The sequence below is a fragment of the Adonisia turfae CCMR0081 genome, assembly GCF_011009555.1.
GTDB classification, from domain to species: Bacteria; Cyanobacteriota; Cyanobacteriia; order Phormidesmidales; family Phormidesmidaceae; genus Leptothoe; species Leptothoe turfae.
The window spans coordinates 1,810,932-1,826,405 of sequence record NZ_QXHD01000004.1; the positions used below are offsets into that span (position 1 = coordinate 1,810,932).

The following is a 15,474-nucleotide window of genomic DNA, read 5'->3' on the forward strand; positions in this document are numbered from 1 at the left end:
AAAATTATGACAAAGACTATTCTGGTGACGGGGGCAACCGACGGCATCGGCCTGGAAACGGCCAGGATGTTAGTCTCATTGGGCCATAATGTCTTGTTACATGGGCGTAACCGAGCAAAACTGGAAGAATTAGCAAAAATCCTAGCTACAGACAAAGGACAGGTTGAAAGCTATGTGGCTGACTTCTCTCGCATGGCCGATGTGGAGGCTCTCGCGGAGGCTGTTACTGAACGACACACAAGACTTGACGTATTGATCAATAATGCAGGTGTCTATAGCGCGTCCAATCCGGTGACGCAGGATGGTCTGGATGTACGGTTTGTTGTCAATGCGATCGCACCCTATCTGTTAACGCAAAAACTGATGCCACTGATGGGAGCATCCGGAAGAGTTGTTAATGTATCCTCTGCTGCTCAAGAACCCGTTGAGCTAGAGGCATTAACGGGCCAGATTAGGCTCAACGAAGACTTTTCAGCCTATGCCCAAAGCAAATTGGCACTGACGATGTGGTCGTGCGCGCTTTCCCGCAAAGAAAATAGTCCGACCATTATCGCAGTCAATCCTGGATCAATGCTCGGTAGCAAGATGGTGAAACAGGCCTTTGGTGTAGCAGGTGGTGATATTCGCATCGGAGCTGAAATACTCACTCGTGCAGCATTCTCAGAAGAATTTGGCACTGCTTCTGGCCAGTATTTTGACAATGACTCAGGTCAATTTGCTGCGCCCCACTCGGATGCACTTGACCCACAAAAATCTGAAGAGATTGTAAGTGTTATTGAGAAGATTTTGGCTGAGATACCATAGGAAGTGAAATTGCCGTCAAATTTCCACAGTTCCAAATCGCCTTTTATCCACCTGGTCATTGGCTTTCTATGGGGTATGGGTGTTTTTGAGTGATGGCTGAGGCAATTTTGCGAAGATGTGCACTAACGTCCCTTGCCAACTGCTTACTCCTTGTTTTTAAGGATCTGGATTAGGGGAGATTCTTTACTGTATCTAGTAACTTTCTGTTGGAGACGGAGAATATATTTCTCAATATTGTGACGGGTTGTGCCTAATTGCTGTGCGATTTGCAGATTATCTCGCCCTGCTATGATCAACCGAAGGATATCGGTTTCTCTTAGGGTAAGACCAGGGGGGAAAGAGTCATCTTTATAGCCCACCGCTGTGGGTCTGGTGGGTGGCGGCGGCGGTGGCGACTGGACTTCCGTCAGTACATGAGCTTTTGGGTCCATGGATTTAATTCCCATTTAATTCCCAACTATAGGATAGGTAAACCACTTTGAGCGTAGTCGGCAGCTGGGCGGCAGTGTAGTAGCGATCGCAATACTCTACAATCGAATTCGCTGTCGTCAAAAAATCTGCCTTGTACCACTTGAAAATCTTGCTACAGTACAATGTTCTGTTAGCAGCATCGTAGCGAACTTTGTCTGGGTTGTTGATAAAGCGATCGCAATCGTCCCCCAGTTGATCCATCAGCATATCTGGCGTGTAAGCCTCCGCTCTTAGCAATGGGCAGCCAATGGACGCACACACTAGGGCAAAGTGGATACGCGGATCGAGAAACTGCTGGCGCAAAATGTCGTGCTCAATAGTATTCAAGCTCAGAGATTGACCGTTTAAGGTATAGACTCTTTTGGTGAAAAACCGTAAAAAAGCTAGCCAGTTAGGGATGCCTAGAAACTTAGGTCGAATGGAATCGATGGGGTACTCATAAAGCACCTGTTGGATCGTCAGGGCATTGTACAGGTTTAGGAAAGTTGCGATCACCTGCGCCCTTTCCAATCCTCGCAGGTCCACACTGCTCATCTCTGCTAGCCACTGCTCTAGCACTGGCAGTGATGTTTGCCGCCAGCGGCTATAGTCTACTCGGCCTTGACCATCCACATATTTCTGTAGCAGACTGTCCCAGACAGCAAAATTGAGTTGAGTCATGGGGTGAGCCTTCGCATTTTTACCACATTTTACGGTGATACTACATCTCCCTCGTTAGGATCATTCTCAGGACATCCACAAGGGGGTGTCCCGACAGGATTGTCCACATTTATTCAAGCAAGAGCCAATAGTTCTCATAAGCATAAATACTCATCTGCTTTGATGAGTACTATACACATAACAAGTAAATGAGTATTTATGCTTAACACTTAACAAACCTACTTATTCCTAAAGTCTTTGTACTACAAGGTTTAGGAATAAGTAGTTGATGTTTTGGTAAACCGGAACGGCTATCTAGAGCCTGTTCTTCCGTAGTAGCCTGGAGATACAAAAAATACTGTAAGAAAAGAATATTGCGTCAATTAAGCCGCCTCAGAGTAATTCACCATACGCCTTTTGGGGGCCTGACGGCGGACAACCGATACTAGTAAAACTTCACGTCCCTGGTGTTCTAGAGCTTTTACGTAGCGCAATTGTTCCTGTAGCGCTTCGCTTTCTGAATTAAAGGGACCGAAAAAATATCCACAACTTGGAGATGCAGCCATTATTTCCAGCCACCAAGACTTGTTAAGCAGGTCAAACACCTGATTGATAAGGTTCGCCATAATGATTAGATGGGTCAGTGAGATAAACGTAGCTATGTGTTCTTAAGAACACATAGCTTTTCTTATACTGTGCTCAGTGTCTCATGCCTGTCGGCTTTGATACTTTATGCTACCTAAAAGTCACAGGACTTTAATTTGGATAAACTAATACAAACTATAGAACATCTATCAAAATTTGTCAGATGTGATTTAATTCACTTCTTGGGCGAACTCAACAATGTTACCGTCAGGATCCTTTACCATAGCAATTCTGGTCCCGTTGTTCAGCTGTGTAACGGGTAGCGCAATAGAGATGTTTCGAGCTTTAATCTTGGCCATAATGACATCTAGCTCAGCAACGAGCAGGGTAACATATCGGTAGCCTAGAAATTCTGAGATATCTGTTGGGCCGGGCTTAGAAGGGGGGGGGGTGTAACTCCACTAGCTTAATTAGGGACTCGCCATGCTGGAGTTGCACCATACGCCCTTTACCAATGAGTGAGGTTGTTACCTCTGCAACAACTAACATCCCTAATAAGTCTCGATAAAAGCTGAGAGAGCGCTCTAATTTAGCAACAACAATGCCAATATCAACCCCAATACGGACGATTTTAGCTGTTTGTATCGAGCTATCTGTATTCATCGGTGCCCATGCCGCTTGCATAAATAATTAAAATTTGTGTCTAAATAATATCGACATTGCTCATCCTTGGGATGCCTTTAGTGGTGAAGCATCGTTAAATAGCCATAACTCTAGACCGGTGCATTCCTTCAATCAGCGATCGCATCATACATATCTTGCCTGCTGCCCAAGACTCCTGAAAATGCTTCGGCACCAGGTGCTTATCAACGTATACCTAAACCATCCCAAGGGCACATTTTCAATTTTTCAAGGCAAACAGAGAGGAATTATTGTCAAATCAGAATAATTCTGATTAAAATATAGCTAACTCAGAATTATTCTGAGTTAGCTATGGCCCAAAACATTTAATTATCTATGGCAATTCTCTATGGGTTTCTCAAGTTCCTAGAAATATTGGAGTATATCGCTGAGCATGTTGACTGCTTGACTACACCAGCAGGAAAGACAATCTGGGTGTGCTTAGTAAGCTATCAGATCTGTCTTGTGACTGGCTATCACGAATTAACGGCTGCCATGATTGCGGGGTTGATGTCTCTAACGCTGCATTATGAGGTGCATCATTCTGAGTTTTAGGCTATAGATTGTTTGAGAAAATCCATAAAAGCTCGAACTTTGAGGGGGACATAAGCGCGCGAGGGATAGCCCCGCCATTGAATATTGGACTTACGCTACTGCATAACAACTCATTGTTCAGTTATGTGGCTAATAACTCAGAGCGACTTTTGCCGATGAGTCATACACTTTAGAGCTATCTTCAAACGATTTAAATTCTAGTGGGTTGCCACTATAGTCCAGCACAAACATGGTGGACTGCTGTGCAGCTTCCCCTGGATAACGCGTTTGAGGTTTAACTATAAAATCAATGTCAGCAGCCTCTAGCTTCTGTTGTACATATTTGAACTGAGCTTTACTCAACAGACATCCAAAGTGAGGAATAGGCACTGATATGCCGTCGACATTGCCGCAGTAATCAACGTTTGTACTGACGTCACCTACGTGGGCAGAAAGCTGATGCCCAAAAAACTCAAAGTCGATCCAGCTATCGGTTGAACGACCTTCTCGGCAACCTAAAATCTCTCCATAAAATCTCCTTGTGCTGTCAAGATCTTTTACCTTGAATGCATAGTGAAAACTGTTAGTCATAAAATCGATGTCCCTACTGATGGAGAACACATATTATACCTAAATTGCCACCTGGATATCCTTAGATCCAAATGCCATTTTGGGCCGTTTTCTCTCCAACAGTATCTCTTGTGTTAACGACACCACGAGGCTCAATGAGTAACATATAACATTCTTTCTCGGCATGGGGTTTATGTTCTATCCCTTTGGGGACAACAAACATCTCTCCTGTAGATAGCTCTACAGCACCATCTCGAAATTCAATGATCATTTGACCATCGACAACAATAAATACCTCATCAGTATCTTTATGAGCATGCCAAACAAAGTCACCTTTTAGTTTAACTAGCTTAAACTGGTAATCATTCATCTCAGCAATGACTTTAGGAGACCAGCGATCGCTAAATTTAGCTAGCTTTTCTTGAAAATTGAGCGCAGTGTACTTTATTTGCATTGGGAAAAGAGGGGATAAGAATAGAGCCTGAAACCTCGTCAGCCTTGTTCTTAAATTCTATAGGCCGTTTTCTATCTGCCTCGCCTAATTATGTTTTTATTTTGGAGAGTGCGGCTGAATTTATATTCTCAGGAAAGAGATTTTTTAAGATATCCGGTTATTTTGTAGGGGCGCACCGCAGGGCACCCTGCGGTGTATAGGCAAATGGTTTATCTTCTGCACTGGGCACATATCAATACGCCCCTACGGATTATCCGATTAGATAAAAATGTAAACCCCCTCTATCCAGTTAAGGATAAAGGGGGAAAGCAATTTAAACCTTAGGTTTAACCTAGAGCTTCCTCAATAGCAGCCTTGAGTTCAGGTGCATCAGGAGCTGTCTTAGGATCGAAGCGAGCAACGACATTACCGTCGCGCCCTACTACAAATTTGCCAAAGTTCCAGGTGATATCGTCGCCGTCGCCCACTAGAAACTGGTATAGAGGACTACGATTAGCACCATTAACGTCCTGCTTTTCGAGCAGCGTAAACTCTACATCGTATTTAGTCTTGGTAAAGTCCTTGATTTCATCAGGAGTGCCAGGCTCTTGAGCGCCAAACTGGTTGCAGGGTACGCCTACAACGACGAGTCCTTTGGAGCCATATGCCGTGTCCAGCTCTACCAAGCCGCTGTATTGGGGGGTTAAACCGCAAGCGCTGGCAACGTTAACGAATAGTACAACTTTATTTGCGATCGCATCTGGGGACAGGGGGGTACCATCCAGAGTCGTCAGATTAGTGGGTACAGGCATAATGGATTAACGTTTTTGACAACGCTTTCTATTATCAACCATCCTTGCTCTGACAGGTAAGCCGCATTTTAGTTTCTATGGGTGAGGCTGTCGAATGGCAAAACTGCATCATCGGTGCAATCATCGATCGTCATCTTAATGGCTGGTTCGTCATGACAGGGCTCGGCAAAAAGATATGCTGACGAAAAACAGATATTCAGCTGTAAACAGTTGAAGTCATCACCATGGGCGGGTACAGCTAAGTAGCCCAAAAGGCTAACTATTCCTAAAGGAATAGATTGAAGGCACCTATTCATAAAAACAAGTGAGAGTTTAGAACTGATAGTTTCTAACTCTAAGTCGGCTAGTCAAACCTACCATCAGAATAAATGCGTAAATAGGGGGCATATCACCCAACGATTTACAGTCTCCTCAGCATATGCACGGAAGCCTCACTGCGAAAATGTGGCAGTTCTCGGTTGGGATCAATAAAACCTGGTGGTAAGTAGTGAGTGGTAAGTAGTGAGTGGTGCATATGGGCAGGGTGTATTTAACGCCAATGAGAAACGCGATGCGTTACTGATGACATATCCTGTTGCTCTGACAGGCAAAGATAACAGAAGCCGGCTTACCCGTTTTGGGATGTATCGGTTCAATTAAGTCCTGCAATACCAGGCCACTTTTAGAGAGAAGACCGATCCAGCTTGCCATTGTTCGAAAGTACCAAGGAGCTGGGTCTACAAAGTCTTGACTAAAGCTAGCCCAGGAGCCTGCACGCCAGCCATCTTTATAGGGTTGGTCACCACACGCCATGAGCGGATGTAGTGTTTGGATTATAAAATGACCACCAGGACTGAGTAATGTCGACACCTGTTTTAAGAGCGCGGCTACAGATTCATTGCCAAATAGGGAAAAGTTACAGACAACAACATCGAAGGTGTCTTGCAAGCAGGTGTCTTGCAAGCAGGTGTCTTGCAAAAAGGTGTCTTGCAAAAAGGTGTCTCGCAAGAAGATGTCTCGCCATTTGCCCGCACTAATCTCTTCATAGGACATCACATCGAACCTGCCATCTCCCTTGGCCCTGGCTTGTTTCACCAGGGCTGGAATCCCATCCACACCGTGAACCATAATGTTATGGGCATGTAACGCCCTGGCTAACCAGCCTTCACCACAGCCAATATCCAACACCGTCTTTGGTGAATAGGACACTACGGTCTCTACAATTACCTGGTTGGTAACTAGCTGACGACTCTCAATCTGTTGCTCACGGACAGCCACAGTCCACGGGGCAGCATTCTGTTGCCATGAGTGGAGAATCTGTTCTTCATTAGAAAAATTCATGGTCGCTTACCGACTGGCTTCTAACGTTTCCAAGGAGACATTCTGCACCAGCGTCAACGGTAAAGACTCTCGGCTTAAATATTGGGCATAGCCTGCTTGTAAAAATTGGCGATAGTTTGACTGCCCAGCCACATGGGTTTGCATAAATGCCAGACCCAGGACCTTAAGATATTCGCGGGCCAGGGTCGGGTCGGGACCCGATAGCTCATCAGGCAACGTCTCAGACTGGGCATAGTTATGGTGACCTCCCTGCATGAGCGCCAGGTATTTATCCGACGGCGTTAACCAGGTAAACGGTTGAATTTGTTCCGTTAAGGCCGGAGCCACCGGATCGGCACTGCCTCCCACCATCAATATCGGCGTACTGAGCTGCCCCAGCCCGGCTTCTCCAAACACTAAGCTGGTAATGGGGTTAAAAACAAACGCTGCTGTGACTCGCTCGTCTTGGAGGGGTTGTTCAAACTGGCTTTGTAGGGCTAGACACTGTAAAGGTATGGAAATATTAACCGAGTCTGCTTCAATTAAGTCGCTGGTGCAACGGGTTTCTAACTGTTCAACATTAATTTGAGCACCAGCCAGGGCAAGGGCTGTATATCCCCCAAAAGAATGCCCTATCACACCCACGCTATTGAGGTCAAACTGACGGGCCAGCGCTCCTCTCGTTTGGGTTTCCAGGTAGTCTAACAAATAGGAAATATCCTGGGGGCGATCTACAAATTCGTTGGGGGCCATTGCAGCTGAGGCATTGCCCGCCAGTAAATTTTCCACCTGCTGAAAGTTGCTACCAGGATGCTCAATGGCTGCCACAGCAATGCCATAGCTCGCCAGATGCTGGGCCACATCCACAAAGTTAGTGCGGCTGGCGGCAAACCCATGGGAAATAACCACCAGAGGAACGGGGGTATTGCTCTGGGGAATATATAGATCCACGGGCAATTGGCGATCGCGTTGTAAGTCTCGCAATTCTAACGTCTGAGTTCGCCAGGAGACTGGCCCCGCCTGGGTTAGATCAGGGCGTTGGGCATAGTCGATGGGCTCGGTAGCGGAGATTTCGGTATTTGTTTGGGTGTGGAGCATTGCGATCGCAGTCTCAGTTTGGTCCAGCAGATCTACCACTGTGTTAACCACATCCAAAATCTCAACCGAGTTAATCCGCAGCGTGGGTGTAGGAAACCGGCGTATCAGATTGAGCAGAGTCAGCCCTCCCTCATCATCAGCGGCCAAAATCAGGGCACCCCGCAGTCCCCGCGCCCCATTTTGTCGCGACGCTGTTTGAATGACGTTCCCCAATCGATCTAACCAGAGTTCTCCTAAGGGATCGTAAAGTACCTGGGATAGGGTGACCGCACTCACATCCAGTGGTGTCGTCAAAATCTCTCGCAGATCGCGACGTTCTTCTTCATTGAGAAACTTAAGATAAAACTCTAACTCCTCGCTAACTTGGTTGTCAGTGGCATAGCCTTCCAATGAGGCCACTGATACTGATAGCTCTAACAATCCATAGGATAGGGTGACATCTTCCGCAGCCAGGGTAGGAGCAATGAACACCAGCGGTGCAGCACCGCCTAGAAACAGGGCTAAGTTCCGAAACCAGTGAAGGGCTTTCATAGTTGCTAATAGAGCCTTTAAAAAATAAGCAATTAAATCAGAGAACCGTCAGGATAATAGACGGATAGAATGGACCTGAGTTCGGCACCAAAATCAAGGTTGAGATAATAGTATTGTATGAGTTTTGTCGGAACCCTTAGCCTGGGCAAAGAATTGCCAGACATACACGTCCCTAGCGTAGATACCAGCTCCAATTATTAGGGTAAACCAGCAATAAATATACACACTTGTCTAAGGTAAGACATCTTTGTCTCATTAGGCTATACTAGTAGCCGATGGTAAAAATTTGGCGCTATTGCATCCACCCATCCATCCATCGACTCATTCCCATGTGATGGTGGGCAAACTTACGCCATAAAGTACTAGTCTAATGAGTGGTCAATCGTCTCGAAACGCATCTAACAAGCAGGCTATTTTACACGCAGCTGTTGCTGTATTAGCGAAAAATCCAGGGGTTTCTCTCAGTGATGTTGCAGGCAAGTGCGGTGTTGGGCGAGCGACGTTATACCGCCACTTTTCGTCCCGTGAGGCCCTGATCCGTGAGATCGCCTTCGAAGCGATTGAGGCCATTGATCAAATCACAGCTCACATTAGGAATCAAAACCTATCGGCTGCCGATGCCCTACTGGCGTTTCTAGAGGCAGTGGTGCCTCTAGGTGATCGGTTTCACTTTTTGGTAGCAGAATCATCAACCTATACCGACCCAGATATTAATGCGGCCTACGCCCGACAAATGCAAGAACTAAATGACTTTGTAAATGTCCTCAAACAAGATGGGGTGATTGCCCTCGATGTCCCCAATGCATGGGTTGCCACCACCATTGATGCCCTGATCTGGGCAGCATGGTCAGCCATACAAAGTGGTGATATTGCCCGCAATGATGCCGCCAAGTTAACCTATCGAACCCTGATCCAAGGTTTAAAGCATTAGGCATCGTTAAAAACATTCCCGGTCATTATTGACAGTGCCCGTCAATACGATCAGGGCGCAGCATCTGAGGAGGTCAGGTAACCAACGGATAAAACGCGATTGTGTTCATTACACTCGGCAACCCCAAGCCCCTGTCCGGTGATCCTAAACGTTGTTAGAAAATTTATTTTATATGGACATGCTTTGAAGAACTGCTTGACGCTATTAAATTGAGATAATACATGGAAGGTCCATCGTTTGGGACTATGTCTAAACATGCCTGAAACCTTGATATCGCCTCTTCACCAGACATATTTCGATAGACTTCTAATGCCGTCTGAAAACAATCTCGCAACAGAATTAACTTATGATCTGTGCTACCAGCAATACCTAGCAGTTCATAAATAGACTCAGGTTCTCCAGCGAAGGCAATCCGATCAATTTCCCTAACCTCGATGGTATTACCCGCTAGTTCTCTGGTTTTAGCCGTCATCAAAATGCGAGTCCCGTATACCTTATTTAAGGTTTCTAGTTTCTCCGCCAGTTGGGTCACTGGCCCAATAACCGTGTAAGACTTAGATTGTTCAGAGCCAATATTCCCAGCTAAGGCCTCCCCCGATGCCAAACCAATGCGAATATTAATCTCTGGCAGACCTTTTCGAATACCCAGTAAGTCTGGCAAACTACGCCGTAGCTTAGTAAGCTGGTCAAACTGCTCTAGGGCCGCGTAACAAGCCAGCTTGGCATGATCTGCTGGATCTACAAAGGGGGGAGCCCAAAACGCACTGACCGCATCACCAACAAACTGATTAATCACTCCATGGTGCTCCTTAATGGGAGCAGAAGCAAGGGTGAAATATCGATTGATCAGGGTGACTAACCCCGTTGGTGTGAGTAGTTCGCTAATGCGGCTAAAGTTGGCCATGTCCGAAAAGAACAGCGTCATCATCTGCCGTTGACTCCCTTCAGTTGGGTTGGGTTGTCCCAGCAGCGTTTCTACAATGCGTGGGTCCACATATTGACCAAAGGTGGCTTTGAGCTGTTCTTTTTCACGAATCTTGCTGACCATGTGGTTAAAAGATTCTGTCAGCTGACCAATCTCATCACTGGAGTAGACAGGGACTTCCACATTCAGGTTACCTTGTTCAATTTTCTCGGTATTGTTCACTAAACGTCGCACGGGGCGTACTAGTCCAGCGGTAACCCAAGCAGAAAATAGGAGACCAATACCGCTGGCAAGACCGGTTAACCAAAAGCTCAGGTTTAGTGTGCGTTGTTCGGTGGCCTGGGCATGTTTTGCAGATTGTTCAATAAAAGCAGTGAGCTCAAATAAAATATCCTGAATTCGACGATCAAAATCGTCTTTAAAATCGGTAATTTGATCAATTAGTAGGGTGGCAGCCTCTTGATCACTCGCTTTTAGGCGGTCAATAATGTCCAAGCTATAGTGGTGGAGGTTTTGGTGCTCGGATGCAAGCACTTCTAACAGTGGGCGAATGCGAGCAATTTCAAGGATATCCTCAGGAGTGTGGGCCGCTTGAGCGGCCTTGTCAGCAAGGGCGATGGCGATAGCAATATCTTGTTTAACCCGTTCCCCCCGTTCCTTAAAGGCCTCTTCTTCGGCGTTGACTTTAGCGCTGCCGATACCGTCGATTTTGTTGTTGCTAATGGTGTAATACCGAACCATGCGTTCAAAGTGAATCTCCTCTTCAAGCACATGGACGTTAATATTGGCGATATCTTCTGTCAGGGGAGCTAGGTAGTAGGCAATGTCAATCAGTTCATAGTTAACCTGGCGAATGCGGACATGGTTGAGATAGGCCACCCCTAACAGTAGACCTAGCATGCTGCTGGCAATACCAAAAATCTTAGTGCCAATGGAGAGAGAAAAACGGGACTGCATGGTAAGTGTGGTGGAGAGGGACTCTGGGGTTGAGGAAGAACGGAGTTTTTAAGGAGATTATTGCTGTTGCTGATTTATGGAAGGATCAGCAATGGCAGATTATTTATTTCTGGGTTAGCTGCCATACTCCGTCCCAGCTGGTGTCAGGTGGATTCGCCTCTAGTTGGTCAACCCGATCTAGATAGAGTAGGGCGGGACGGTCGCCAGGTTTTTGGGCCAAACATTGATTAAAGTGCTGGCGGGCCTGGTTCCATGCCTGTTGTCGATAGGCTGCAAGACCCTGGGCAAAAGCTGCGATCGCAGCCCCATCTGTAGTCGTTAGAGTATTTCTATGACCCAGTAATTCATAAATGTGGATAGGATCTTCTTTGCCCACCACTCGAATCAGGTCTAGCTCTCGGGTGGCCATGACATCTGACACCTGTTGCTGGGTGGCCTCATTGATCACAATGGTCACTCCGTACTGTTGGCTCACACCCTTGAGACGGGATGCGGTATTTACGGTATCTCCCATAACGGTGTACGCCTTAGCCGCCTCTGAGCCCATATTGCCCACGACTAAGGGACCGGTGGAGAGACCAATGTGGAGATTTCCGGTGTGCGTAATGTCTAGCTGGGACAGTTTGGGATATAGCTGGGTAAGCTGGTCAATGCTGGCTAGGGCCGCCTCACAGGCCAGGCGAGCGTGACTGGCCCCATCGGTGAAGGGAGGTCCCCAAAACCCCATAATCAGGGTGCCAATAAATTTGTCGATTACCCCATCATGGTTACTGATGGGGGCCGACATCAGGCTCAGGTAGTCGTTTATGATCCGCTCTTGGTTTGTCGGTGTTAGCGGGGCCAAACAGGTTTCTATACCTTGCACCTGGGCAAAAAAGACGGTCATCACCTGGCGTTCACCATCGGTGGCAGCGGTGTCACTGCTCTGAACAAGGGATTTTACAATGCGCGGATCGACATACTTGCCAAAGGTCTCTTCTAGACGCGCCTTGAGTCTTAGCTCATCCACCATAGTATTAAAGGTACGGGCCAGGGTGCCCACCTCATCGCGGCTGGAGGTGTCTAAGTGAATGTCCAGGTCACCGGCTTGCACAGCGGTAGTACCCACTTTAAGGGAACGCACAGGCCGCACTAACCCTAGGGTGACCAGGGTGGCATAGACCAAACCCACCAAGGTGGCCAAACTTGCCACTGATGCACTGAGGGTTTGCACTACCTGCTGGTGATGTTGTCCCGCTTGGGCCGCTTCGACAGTAAAGGCTTCTAGCTCCAAAAAAATATCGTTAATTGCCTGGTTAAAGTTGGTCTCTTGGGCAATCAGCTTTTCTTCCAGCTGATGGGCAGACTCTAGATCTCCGGCGGCTAACAGCTCCAAAAGCTCACTAGCATGGGTTTGAAACGCTTGATGCTCGGTTTCAATGGCCCTTAACCTGGGGGCAATATGCTGCCATTCGGCCTTGGCTTGGGGAAGAGTCGTCTCATCAATGGCGGTTTGCACCAGTGCGATCGCAGCTTCAATTTCCCCATCGACCTGCTGTCCTCGCTCTGCAAATCCCATTAGCTCTGACTGCAAGCGCTCCTCATGTAGGGGCTCAATTTCATACAGCGTTTGCACCCGCTCAAAGTGCAGCTCCTGTTCCAGCACATGCACATCAATTTGTGCCACCCGATCAGTAATGGGAAGGGCATAATCCGCCAGATTAATAATCTCTTCGTTTACCTGTCTCAGGCGTCGAGTGGAGACCGCCACCACTATTACCATCAGTCCAAGTAAGCTGGCAGTCAGGCCAAATATTTTAAGACCGATGGGGAGGCCCCGCCGATGCGTAGATGGGCTGATGGGCTCAAGGGCGGTCATGGGACAATAAAATAGAGGTTGCTAGTTTAAATTTCCCCACTGACTTTAGAAGAATCAGCTTAATTTGTTAAAAATTTGACCTACAACCATCGACTACATGCCCTAGCCCATAGCCTGCCAAATTTAGTTAGCGAGTAGAGCTTTTAAAATATATTCACATCCCTGATTTCAATCCGTTAGGCAGCAATTCTGCTGCAGTCTCTTGTTCAAACTCCTTAGCTATGTCAGCCAATAATTACCATAGAATCACGTTCACGCGGCTGAGTAAGATTCCTCCGAACGCAATCATTGACTTGATGAACGATCCCGCAGTCCGGCGGCACCTGCCACTGGCCCAGGATGAGTTTGGATATGTTGAGTGCGATCGCTTTGTCGCCATCAAAGAACGAATGTGGGAGGAGAGAGGCTTTGGACCTTGGGCCTTTGTGCTGGATGACGAGTTCATCGGCTGGGGTGGCCTGCAGCCGGAGGGTGATGATGTAGACTTGGGTCTCGTCCTCAATCAAAAGTACTGGGGAGCAGGATCTGCTCTCTACCGGAGGATTCTGAAACATGCATTCGAAGAGCTCTGCGTTGACTCTATTACTGCTTTGCTGCCCCCCAGTAGGAAACGGGTCGCAGCGCTGCGGCGGCTTGGTTTCCACAAAGATGGCGAGATTGTGATCCAAGACCAGCGTTTTATCCGCTACCGGCTTATCCGAAGCGAAGTTACCCAGAGTGTAATACGTTGATGATGTTTATTGGGCAGATGAATCGAGAAGATGTTGAAGAATATGGAGATGGCATGTTTTACGCTTTTCTATGTAAGGCATGTGGTATTGCCTGTACTTGGTATCAACAGACCTAATTAGTGGATTATATGGCCGACTCGTCGAGCAATACATACAAGCAACAAGTCCTGAATGACTTTAATAATCGCATAAACTATGAGAACGAATTTCATAGGCAGGCTGCTGCACGATTGGTAGAGCTTTCAACATTACGGCCAGGTCAGTATGTTTTAGATGTTGCCACTGGAACTGGCTTGGCGGCAATTGCCGCAGCTCAGATAGTTGGCTCCACAGGATATGTTCTGGGAACTGACTTTTCTATTGGCATGTTACGCCAAGCGAAACAAAAGCTTGAGACTTTAGGACTGAAAAATATTGAGTTTGCACAAGTAGATGCGGATGAACAAACATTGCCAGAGAAGCGGTACGACGCTATCTTGTGCTCATCTGCAATTGTTTACTTGACGGATATTCCAACTGTACTTCATCGATGGTATCGAGCGCTGCAACCACAAGGAATAGTCGCTTTTTCTTGCCTGGCAGAATCTTCTCCTAGTGCATCTGTCTTATTCAGACAGGTAGTTCGCTCATATGGCATCAATATTCCCAATCCGAATGAATTGCTTGGGTCCCATGAACGATGTCGTGACCTGCTTGAAATGGTCGGCTTTAGGGATATTTCGCTCATAACTGAGCAGTTTGGCCGTTACCTTCAAGATATAGAATCTGTTTGGACTGGTAATGCCAGAAGTGCATTTGGGCTTCAGGATGTGGAATGGTCTAACAAAAAGTTGGAACAGTGCAGGCAAGAGTATTTCGCAGAAATAGAGAAAGTTTCAGATAAAAAAGGGTATTGGAATGATGTCACAATGTTTTTTGTAACAGCTCGAAAACCGAATGAAGTAGTGACATAATAAGTCAACCTATTCCTTTTTGGATATAGTGGTTTTGACGTCTCCGAACTCACTGGGCTGGTGGCTATAAAGGGATGTTCCCGCTTAAGCCACATGACTCGGGCTTGCCTTGAGATCCCTTGATCGTCATAGCGCCTCTAGTCCCTCAGTCCAGACCTTTCGATAGGGCTAGGTACCGGTAGTGTGACACGTCGGTAGATAAACACTCGCCAGTTGCCATGGGGTATTGCCATACCGTCTCTCCCCCTTAGTAAACCACTGAACCATAGACTGAATCTACATTCTAGTCTAGCAATCACCCTAACGATTTTTTAAGTGGTATGGCCCATTCTTTAAAGGGTATTCCTTTGTTCATGCCCGAGCTTAAGAATATAAGGAGCACCGCTTTACCATGGTTAATGGAGCTCTGTTTTCTTCCTTTTTCTTCCTTATCCTCTCTCCTTTGCAAGCATACTCACATTCCTAACAAAAAAGAGTGGCATTCAGGTAAGTTTGTTGAATAGCCTTGTTCACGCTACCGATGTCTCCAACTCGGCATTGTAAAGATTTGAATTTAGATTGAAAATCAATCGAGAATATAGCGTTCCTATTTGATTGGTGAGAATGTTCCATACATATGCATTTTGGGAAAGTCAAAGAGTTCCAGGGCACAAAACTGCTCA

General features: G+C 46.7%; 16 protein-coding genes and 2 pseudogenes. 5 read left to right on the forward strand and 13 right to left on the reverse strand.

What is annotated here, in order from left to right; genetic code table 11:
- Positions 1-6: 6 nt before the first annotated feature.
- Positions 7-804 (forward strand): SDR family NAD(P)-dependent oxidoreductase, encoded by a 798-nt coding sequence (locus tag DXZ20_RS11955; RefSeq protein ID WP_163698390.1) that lies wholly within the window; start codon positions 7-9, stop codon positions 802-804.
- A 143-nt stretch (positions 805-947) separates the two neighbouring features.
- Here the strand turns inward: DXZ20_RS11955 and DXZ20_RS11960 are convergent, their stop codons facing one another.
- The 4 genes and pseudogenes from DXZ20_RS11960 to DXZ20_RS38490 form a co-directional block, all read right to left on the reverse strand.
- A complete protein-coding gene (locus tag DXZ20_RS11960; protein ID WP_163669613.1) occupies positions 948-1,235 on the reverse strand; it encodes a LuxR C-terminal-related transcriptional regulator in 288 nt (95 codons plus the stop codon).
- Between the two features lie 4 nt (positions 1,236-1,239).
- Positions 1,240-1,935: a DUF547 domain-containing protein gene (locus DXZ20_RS11965; RefSeq protein WP_163698392.1), complete on the reverse strand. Its 696-nt coding sequence runs from the start codon at positions 1,933-1,935 to the stop codon at positions 1,240-1,242.
- 362 nt (positions 1,936-2,297) lie between these two features.
- Entirely contained in the window at positions 2,298-2,540 is a 243-nt protein-coding gene (locus DXZ20_RS11970) for a DUF1816 domain-containing protein (protein WP_163669609.1), read from the reverse strand.
- A 189-nt stretch (positions 2,541-2,729) separates the two neighbouring features.
- Positions 2,730-3,183, reverse strand: a pseudogene (locus tag DXZ20_RS38490) (VOC family protein).
- Between the two features lie 333 nt (positions 3,184-3,516).
- Between DXZ20_RS38490 and DXZ20_RS11980 the strand changes: the two are divergent.
- On the forward strand, positions 3,517-3,735 hold the full coding sequence (locus tag DXZ20_RS11980) for a hypothetical protein (protein ID WP_163698396.1): 219 nt from the start codon (positions 3,517-3,519) through the stop codon (positions 3,733-3,735).
- Positions 3,736-3,864: 129 nt separating this feature from the next.
- On the opposite strand, the gene DXZ20_RS11985 is transcribed toward DXZ20_RS11980, so the two are convergent.
- From DXZ20_RS11985 to DXZ20_RS12010, 6 genes are all read right to left on the reverse strand, one after another.
- Entirely contained in the window at positions 3,865-4,305 is a 441-nt protein-coding gene (locus tag DXZ20_RS11985; protein WP_163698398.1) for a VOC family protein, read from the reverse strand.
- 61 nt (positions 4,306-4,366) lie between these two features.
- Positions 4,367-4,738, reverse strand: coding sequence for a cupin domain-containing protein (locus DXZ20_RS11990; RefSeq protein WP_250565729.1), 372 nt, complete (start codon positions 4,736-4,738; stop codon positions 4,367-4,369).
- 326 nt (positions 4,739-5,064) lie between these two features.
- Positions 5,065-5,529, reverse strand: a complete 465-nt coding sequence (locus tag DXZ20_RS11995) for a glutathione peroxidase (RefSeq protein ID WP_163669603.1) — start codon at positions 5,527-5,529, stop codon at positions 5,065-5,067.
- 68 nt (positions 5,530-5,597) lie between these two features.
- On the reverse strand, positions 5,598-5,825 hold the full coding sequence (locus DXZ20_RS12000; RefSeq protein WP_163669602.1) for a hypothetical protein: 228 nt from the start codon (positions 5,823-5,825) through the stop codon (positions 5,598-5,600).
- Between the two features lie 259 nt (positions 5,826-6,084).
- Positions 6,085-6,849 carry a class I SAM-dependent methyltransferase gene (locus tag DXZ20_RS12005; RefSeq protein WP_163698400.1) on the reverse strand — a complete coding sequence of 255 codons (765 nt, stop codon included), beginning with the start codon at positions 6,847-6,849 and terminating at the stop codon, positions 6,085-6,087.
- A gap of 6 nt (positions 6,850-6,855) precedes the next feature.
- Positions 6,856-8,457 carry an alpha/beta hydrolase gene (locus DXZ20_RS12010; RefSeq protein ID WP_163698401.1) on the reverse strand — a complete coding sequence of 534 codons (1,602 nt, stop codon included), beginning with the start codon at positions 8,455-8,457 and terminating at the stop codon, positions 6,856-6,858.
- 370 nt (positions 8,458-8,827) lie between these two features.
- Here DXZ20_RS12010 and DXZ20_RS12015 point away from each other — a divergent pair, with 370 nt between their 5' ends.
- On the forward strand, positions 8,828-9,388 hold the full coding sequence (locus tag DXZ20_RS12015; protein ID WP_163698403.1) for a TetR/AcrR family transcriptional regulator: 561 nt from the start codon (positions 8,828-8,830) through the stop codon (positions 9,386-9,388).
- Between the two features lie 163 nt (positions 9,389-9,551).
- On the opposite strand, the gene DXZ20_RS12020 is transcribed toward DXZ20_RS12015, so the two are convergent.
- Positions 9,552-11,270: an adenylate/guanylate cyclase domain-containing protein gene (locus DXZ20_RS12020; RefSeq protein WP_163698405.1), complete on the reverse strand. Its 1,719-nt coding sequence runs from the start codon at positions 11,268-11,270 to the stop codon at positions 9,552-9,554.
- A 103-nt stretch (positions 11,271-11,373) separates the two neighbouring features.
- A complete protein-coding gene (locus DXZ20_RS12025; RefSeq protein ID WP_163698407.1) occupies positions 11,374-13,128 on the reverse strand; it encodes an adenylate/guanylate cyclase domain-containing protein in 1,755 nt (584 codons plus the stop codon).
- Between the two features lie 221 nt (positions 13,129-13,349).
- Between DXZ20_RS12025 and DXZ20_RS12030 the strand changes: the two genes are divergently transcribed.
- Both DXZ20_RS12030 and DXZ20_RS12035 read left to right on the forward strand, forming a co-directional pair.
- On the forward strand, positions 13,350-13,859 hold the full coding sequence (locus DXZ20_RS12030; protein ID WP_163698409.1) for a GNAT family N-acetyltransferase: 510 nt from the start codon (positions 13,350-13,352) through the stop codon (positions 13,857-13,859).
- Positions 13,860-13,987: 128 nt separating this feature from the next.
- Entirely contained in the window at positions 13,988-14,812 is an 825-nt protein-coding gene (locus tag DXZ20_RS12035; protein WP_163671817.1) for a class I SAM-dependent methyltransferase, read from the forward strand.
- Between the two features lie 47 nt (positions 14,813-14,859).
- Here the strand turns inward: DXZ20_RS12035 and DXZ20_RS37400 are convergent.
- A pseudogene (locus DXZ20_RS37400) lies at positions 14,860-15,082 on the reverse strand (IS1 family transposase); the annotation flags it as partial.
- Between the last annotated feature and the right edge of the window lie 392 nt (positions 15,083-15,474).

Bases quoted from the DNA above. Each gene is read 5' to 3' on its own strand.
- DXZ20_RS11990 (WP_250565729.1), bottom strand. From the start codon at position 4,738: ATGCAAATAAAGTACACTGCGCTCAATTTTCAAGAAAAGCTAGCTAAA.
- DXZ20_RS11955 (WP_163698390.1), top strand. From the start codon at position 7: ATGACAAAGACTATTCTGGTGACGGGGGCAACCGACGGCATCGGCCTG.
- DXZ20_RS12000 (WP_163669602.1), bottom strand. From the start codon at position 5,825: ATGAATAGGTGCCTTCAATCTATTCCTTTAGGAATAGTTAGCCTTTTG.
- DXZ20_RS12010 (WP_163698401.1), bottom strand. From the start codon at position 8,457: ATGAAAGCCCTTCACTGGTTTCGGAACTTAGCCCTGTTTCTAGGCGGT.
- DXZ20_RS12015 (WP_163698403.1), top strand. From the start codon at position 8,828: ATGAGTGGTCAATCGTCTCGAAACGCATCTAACAAGCAGGCTATTTTA.
- DXZ20_RS12005 (WP_163698400.1), bottom strand. From the start codon at position 6,849: ATGAATTTTTCTAATGAAGAACAGATTCTCCACTCATGGCAACAGAAT.
- DXZ20_RS11965 (WP_163698392.1), bottom strand. From the start codon at position 1,935: ATGACTCAACTCAATTTTGCTGTCTGGGACAGTCTGCTACAGAAATAT.
- DXZ20_RS11970 (WP_163669609.1), bottom strand. From the start codon at position 2,540: ATGGCGAACCTTATCAATCAGGTGTTTGACCTGCTTAACAAGTCTTGG.
- DXZ20_RS12030 (WP_163698409.1), top strand. From the start codon at position 13,350: ATGTCAGCCAATAATTACCATAGAATCACGTTCACGCGGCTGAGTAAG.
- DXZ20_RS12025 (WP_163698407.1), bottom strand. From the start codon at position 13,128: ATGACCGCCCTTGAGCCCATCAGCCCATCTACGCATCGGCGGGGCCTC.
- DXZ20_RS11960 (WP_163669613.1), bottom strand. From the start codon at position 1,235: ATGGACCCAAAAGCTCATGTACTGACGGAAGTCCAGTCGCCACCGCCG.
- DXZ20_RS11980 (WP_163698396.1), top strand. From the start codon at position 3,517: ATGGCAATTCTCTATGGGTTTCTCAAGTTCCTAGAAATATTGGAGTAT.
- DXZ20_RS12020 (WP_163698405.1), bottom strand. From the start codon at position 11,270: ATGCAGTCCCGTTTTTCTCTCTCCATTGGCACTAAGATTTTTGGTATT.
- DXZ20_RS12035 (WP_163671817.1), top strand. From the start codon at position 13,988: ATGGCCGACTCGTCGAGCAATACATACAAGCAACAAGTCCTGAATGAC.
- DXZ20_RS11985 (WP_163698398.1), bottom strand. From the start codon at position 4,305: ATGACTAACAGTTTTCACTATGCATTCAAGGTAAAAGATCTTGACAGC.
- DXZ20_RS11995 (WP_163669603.1), bottom strand. From the start codon at position 5,529: ATGCCTGTACCCACTAATCTGACGACTCTGGATGGTACCCCCCTGTCC.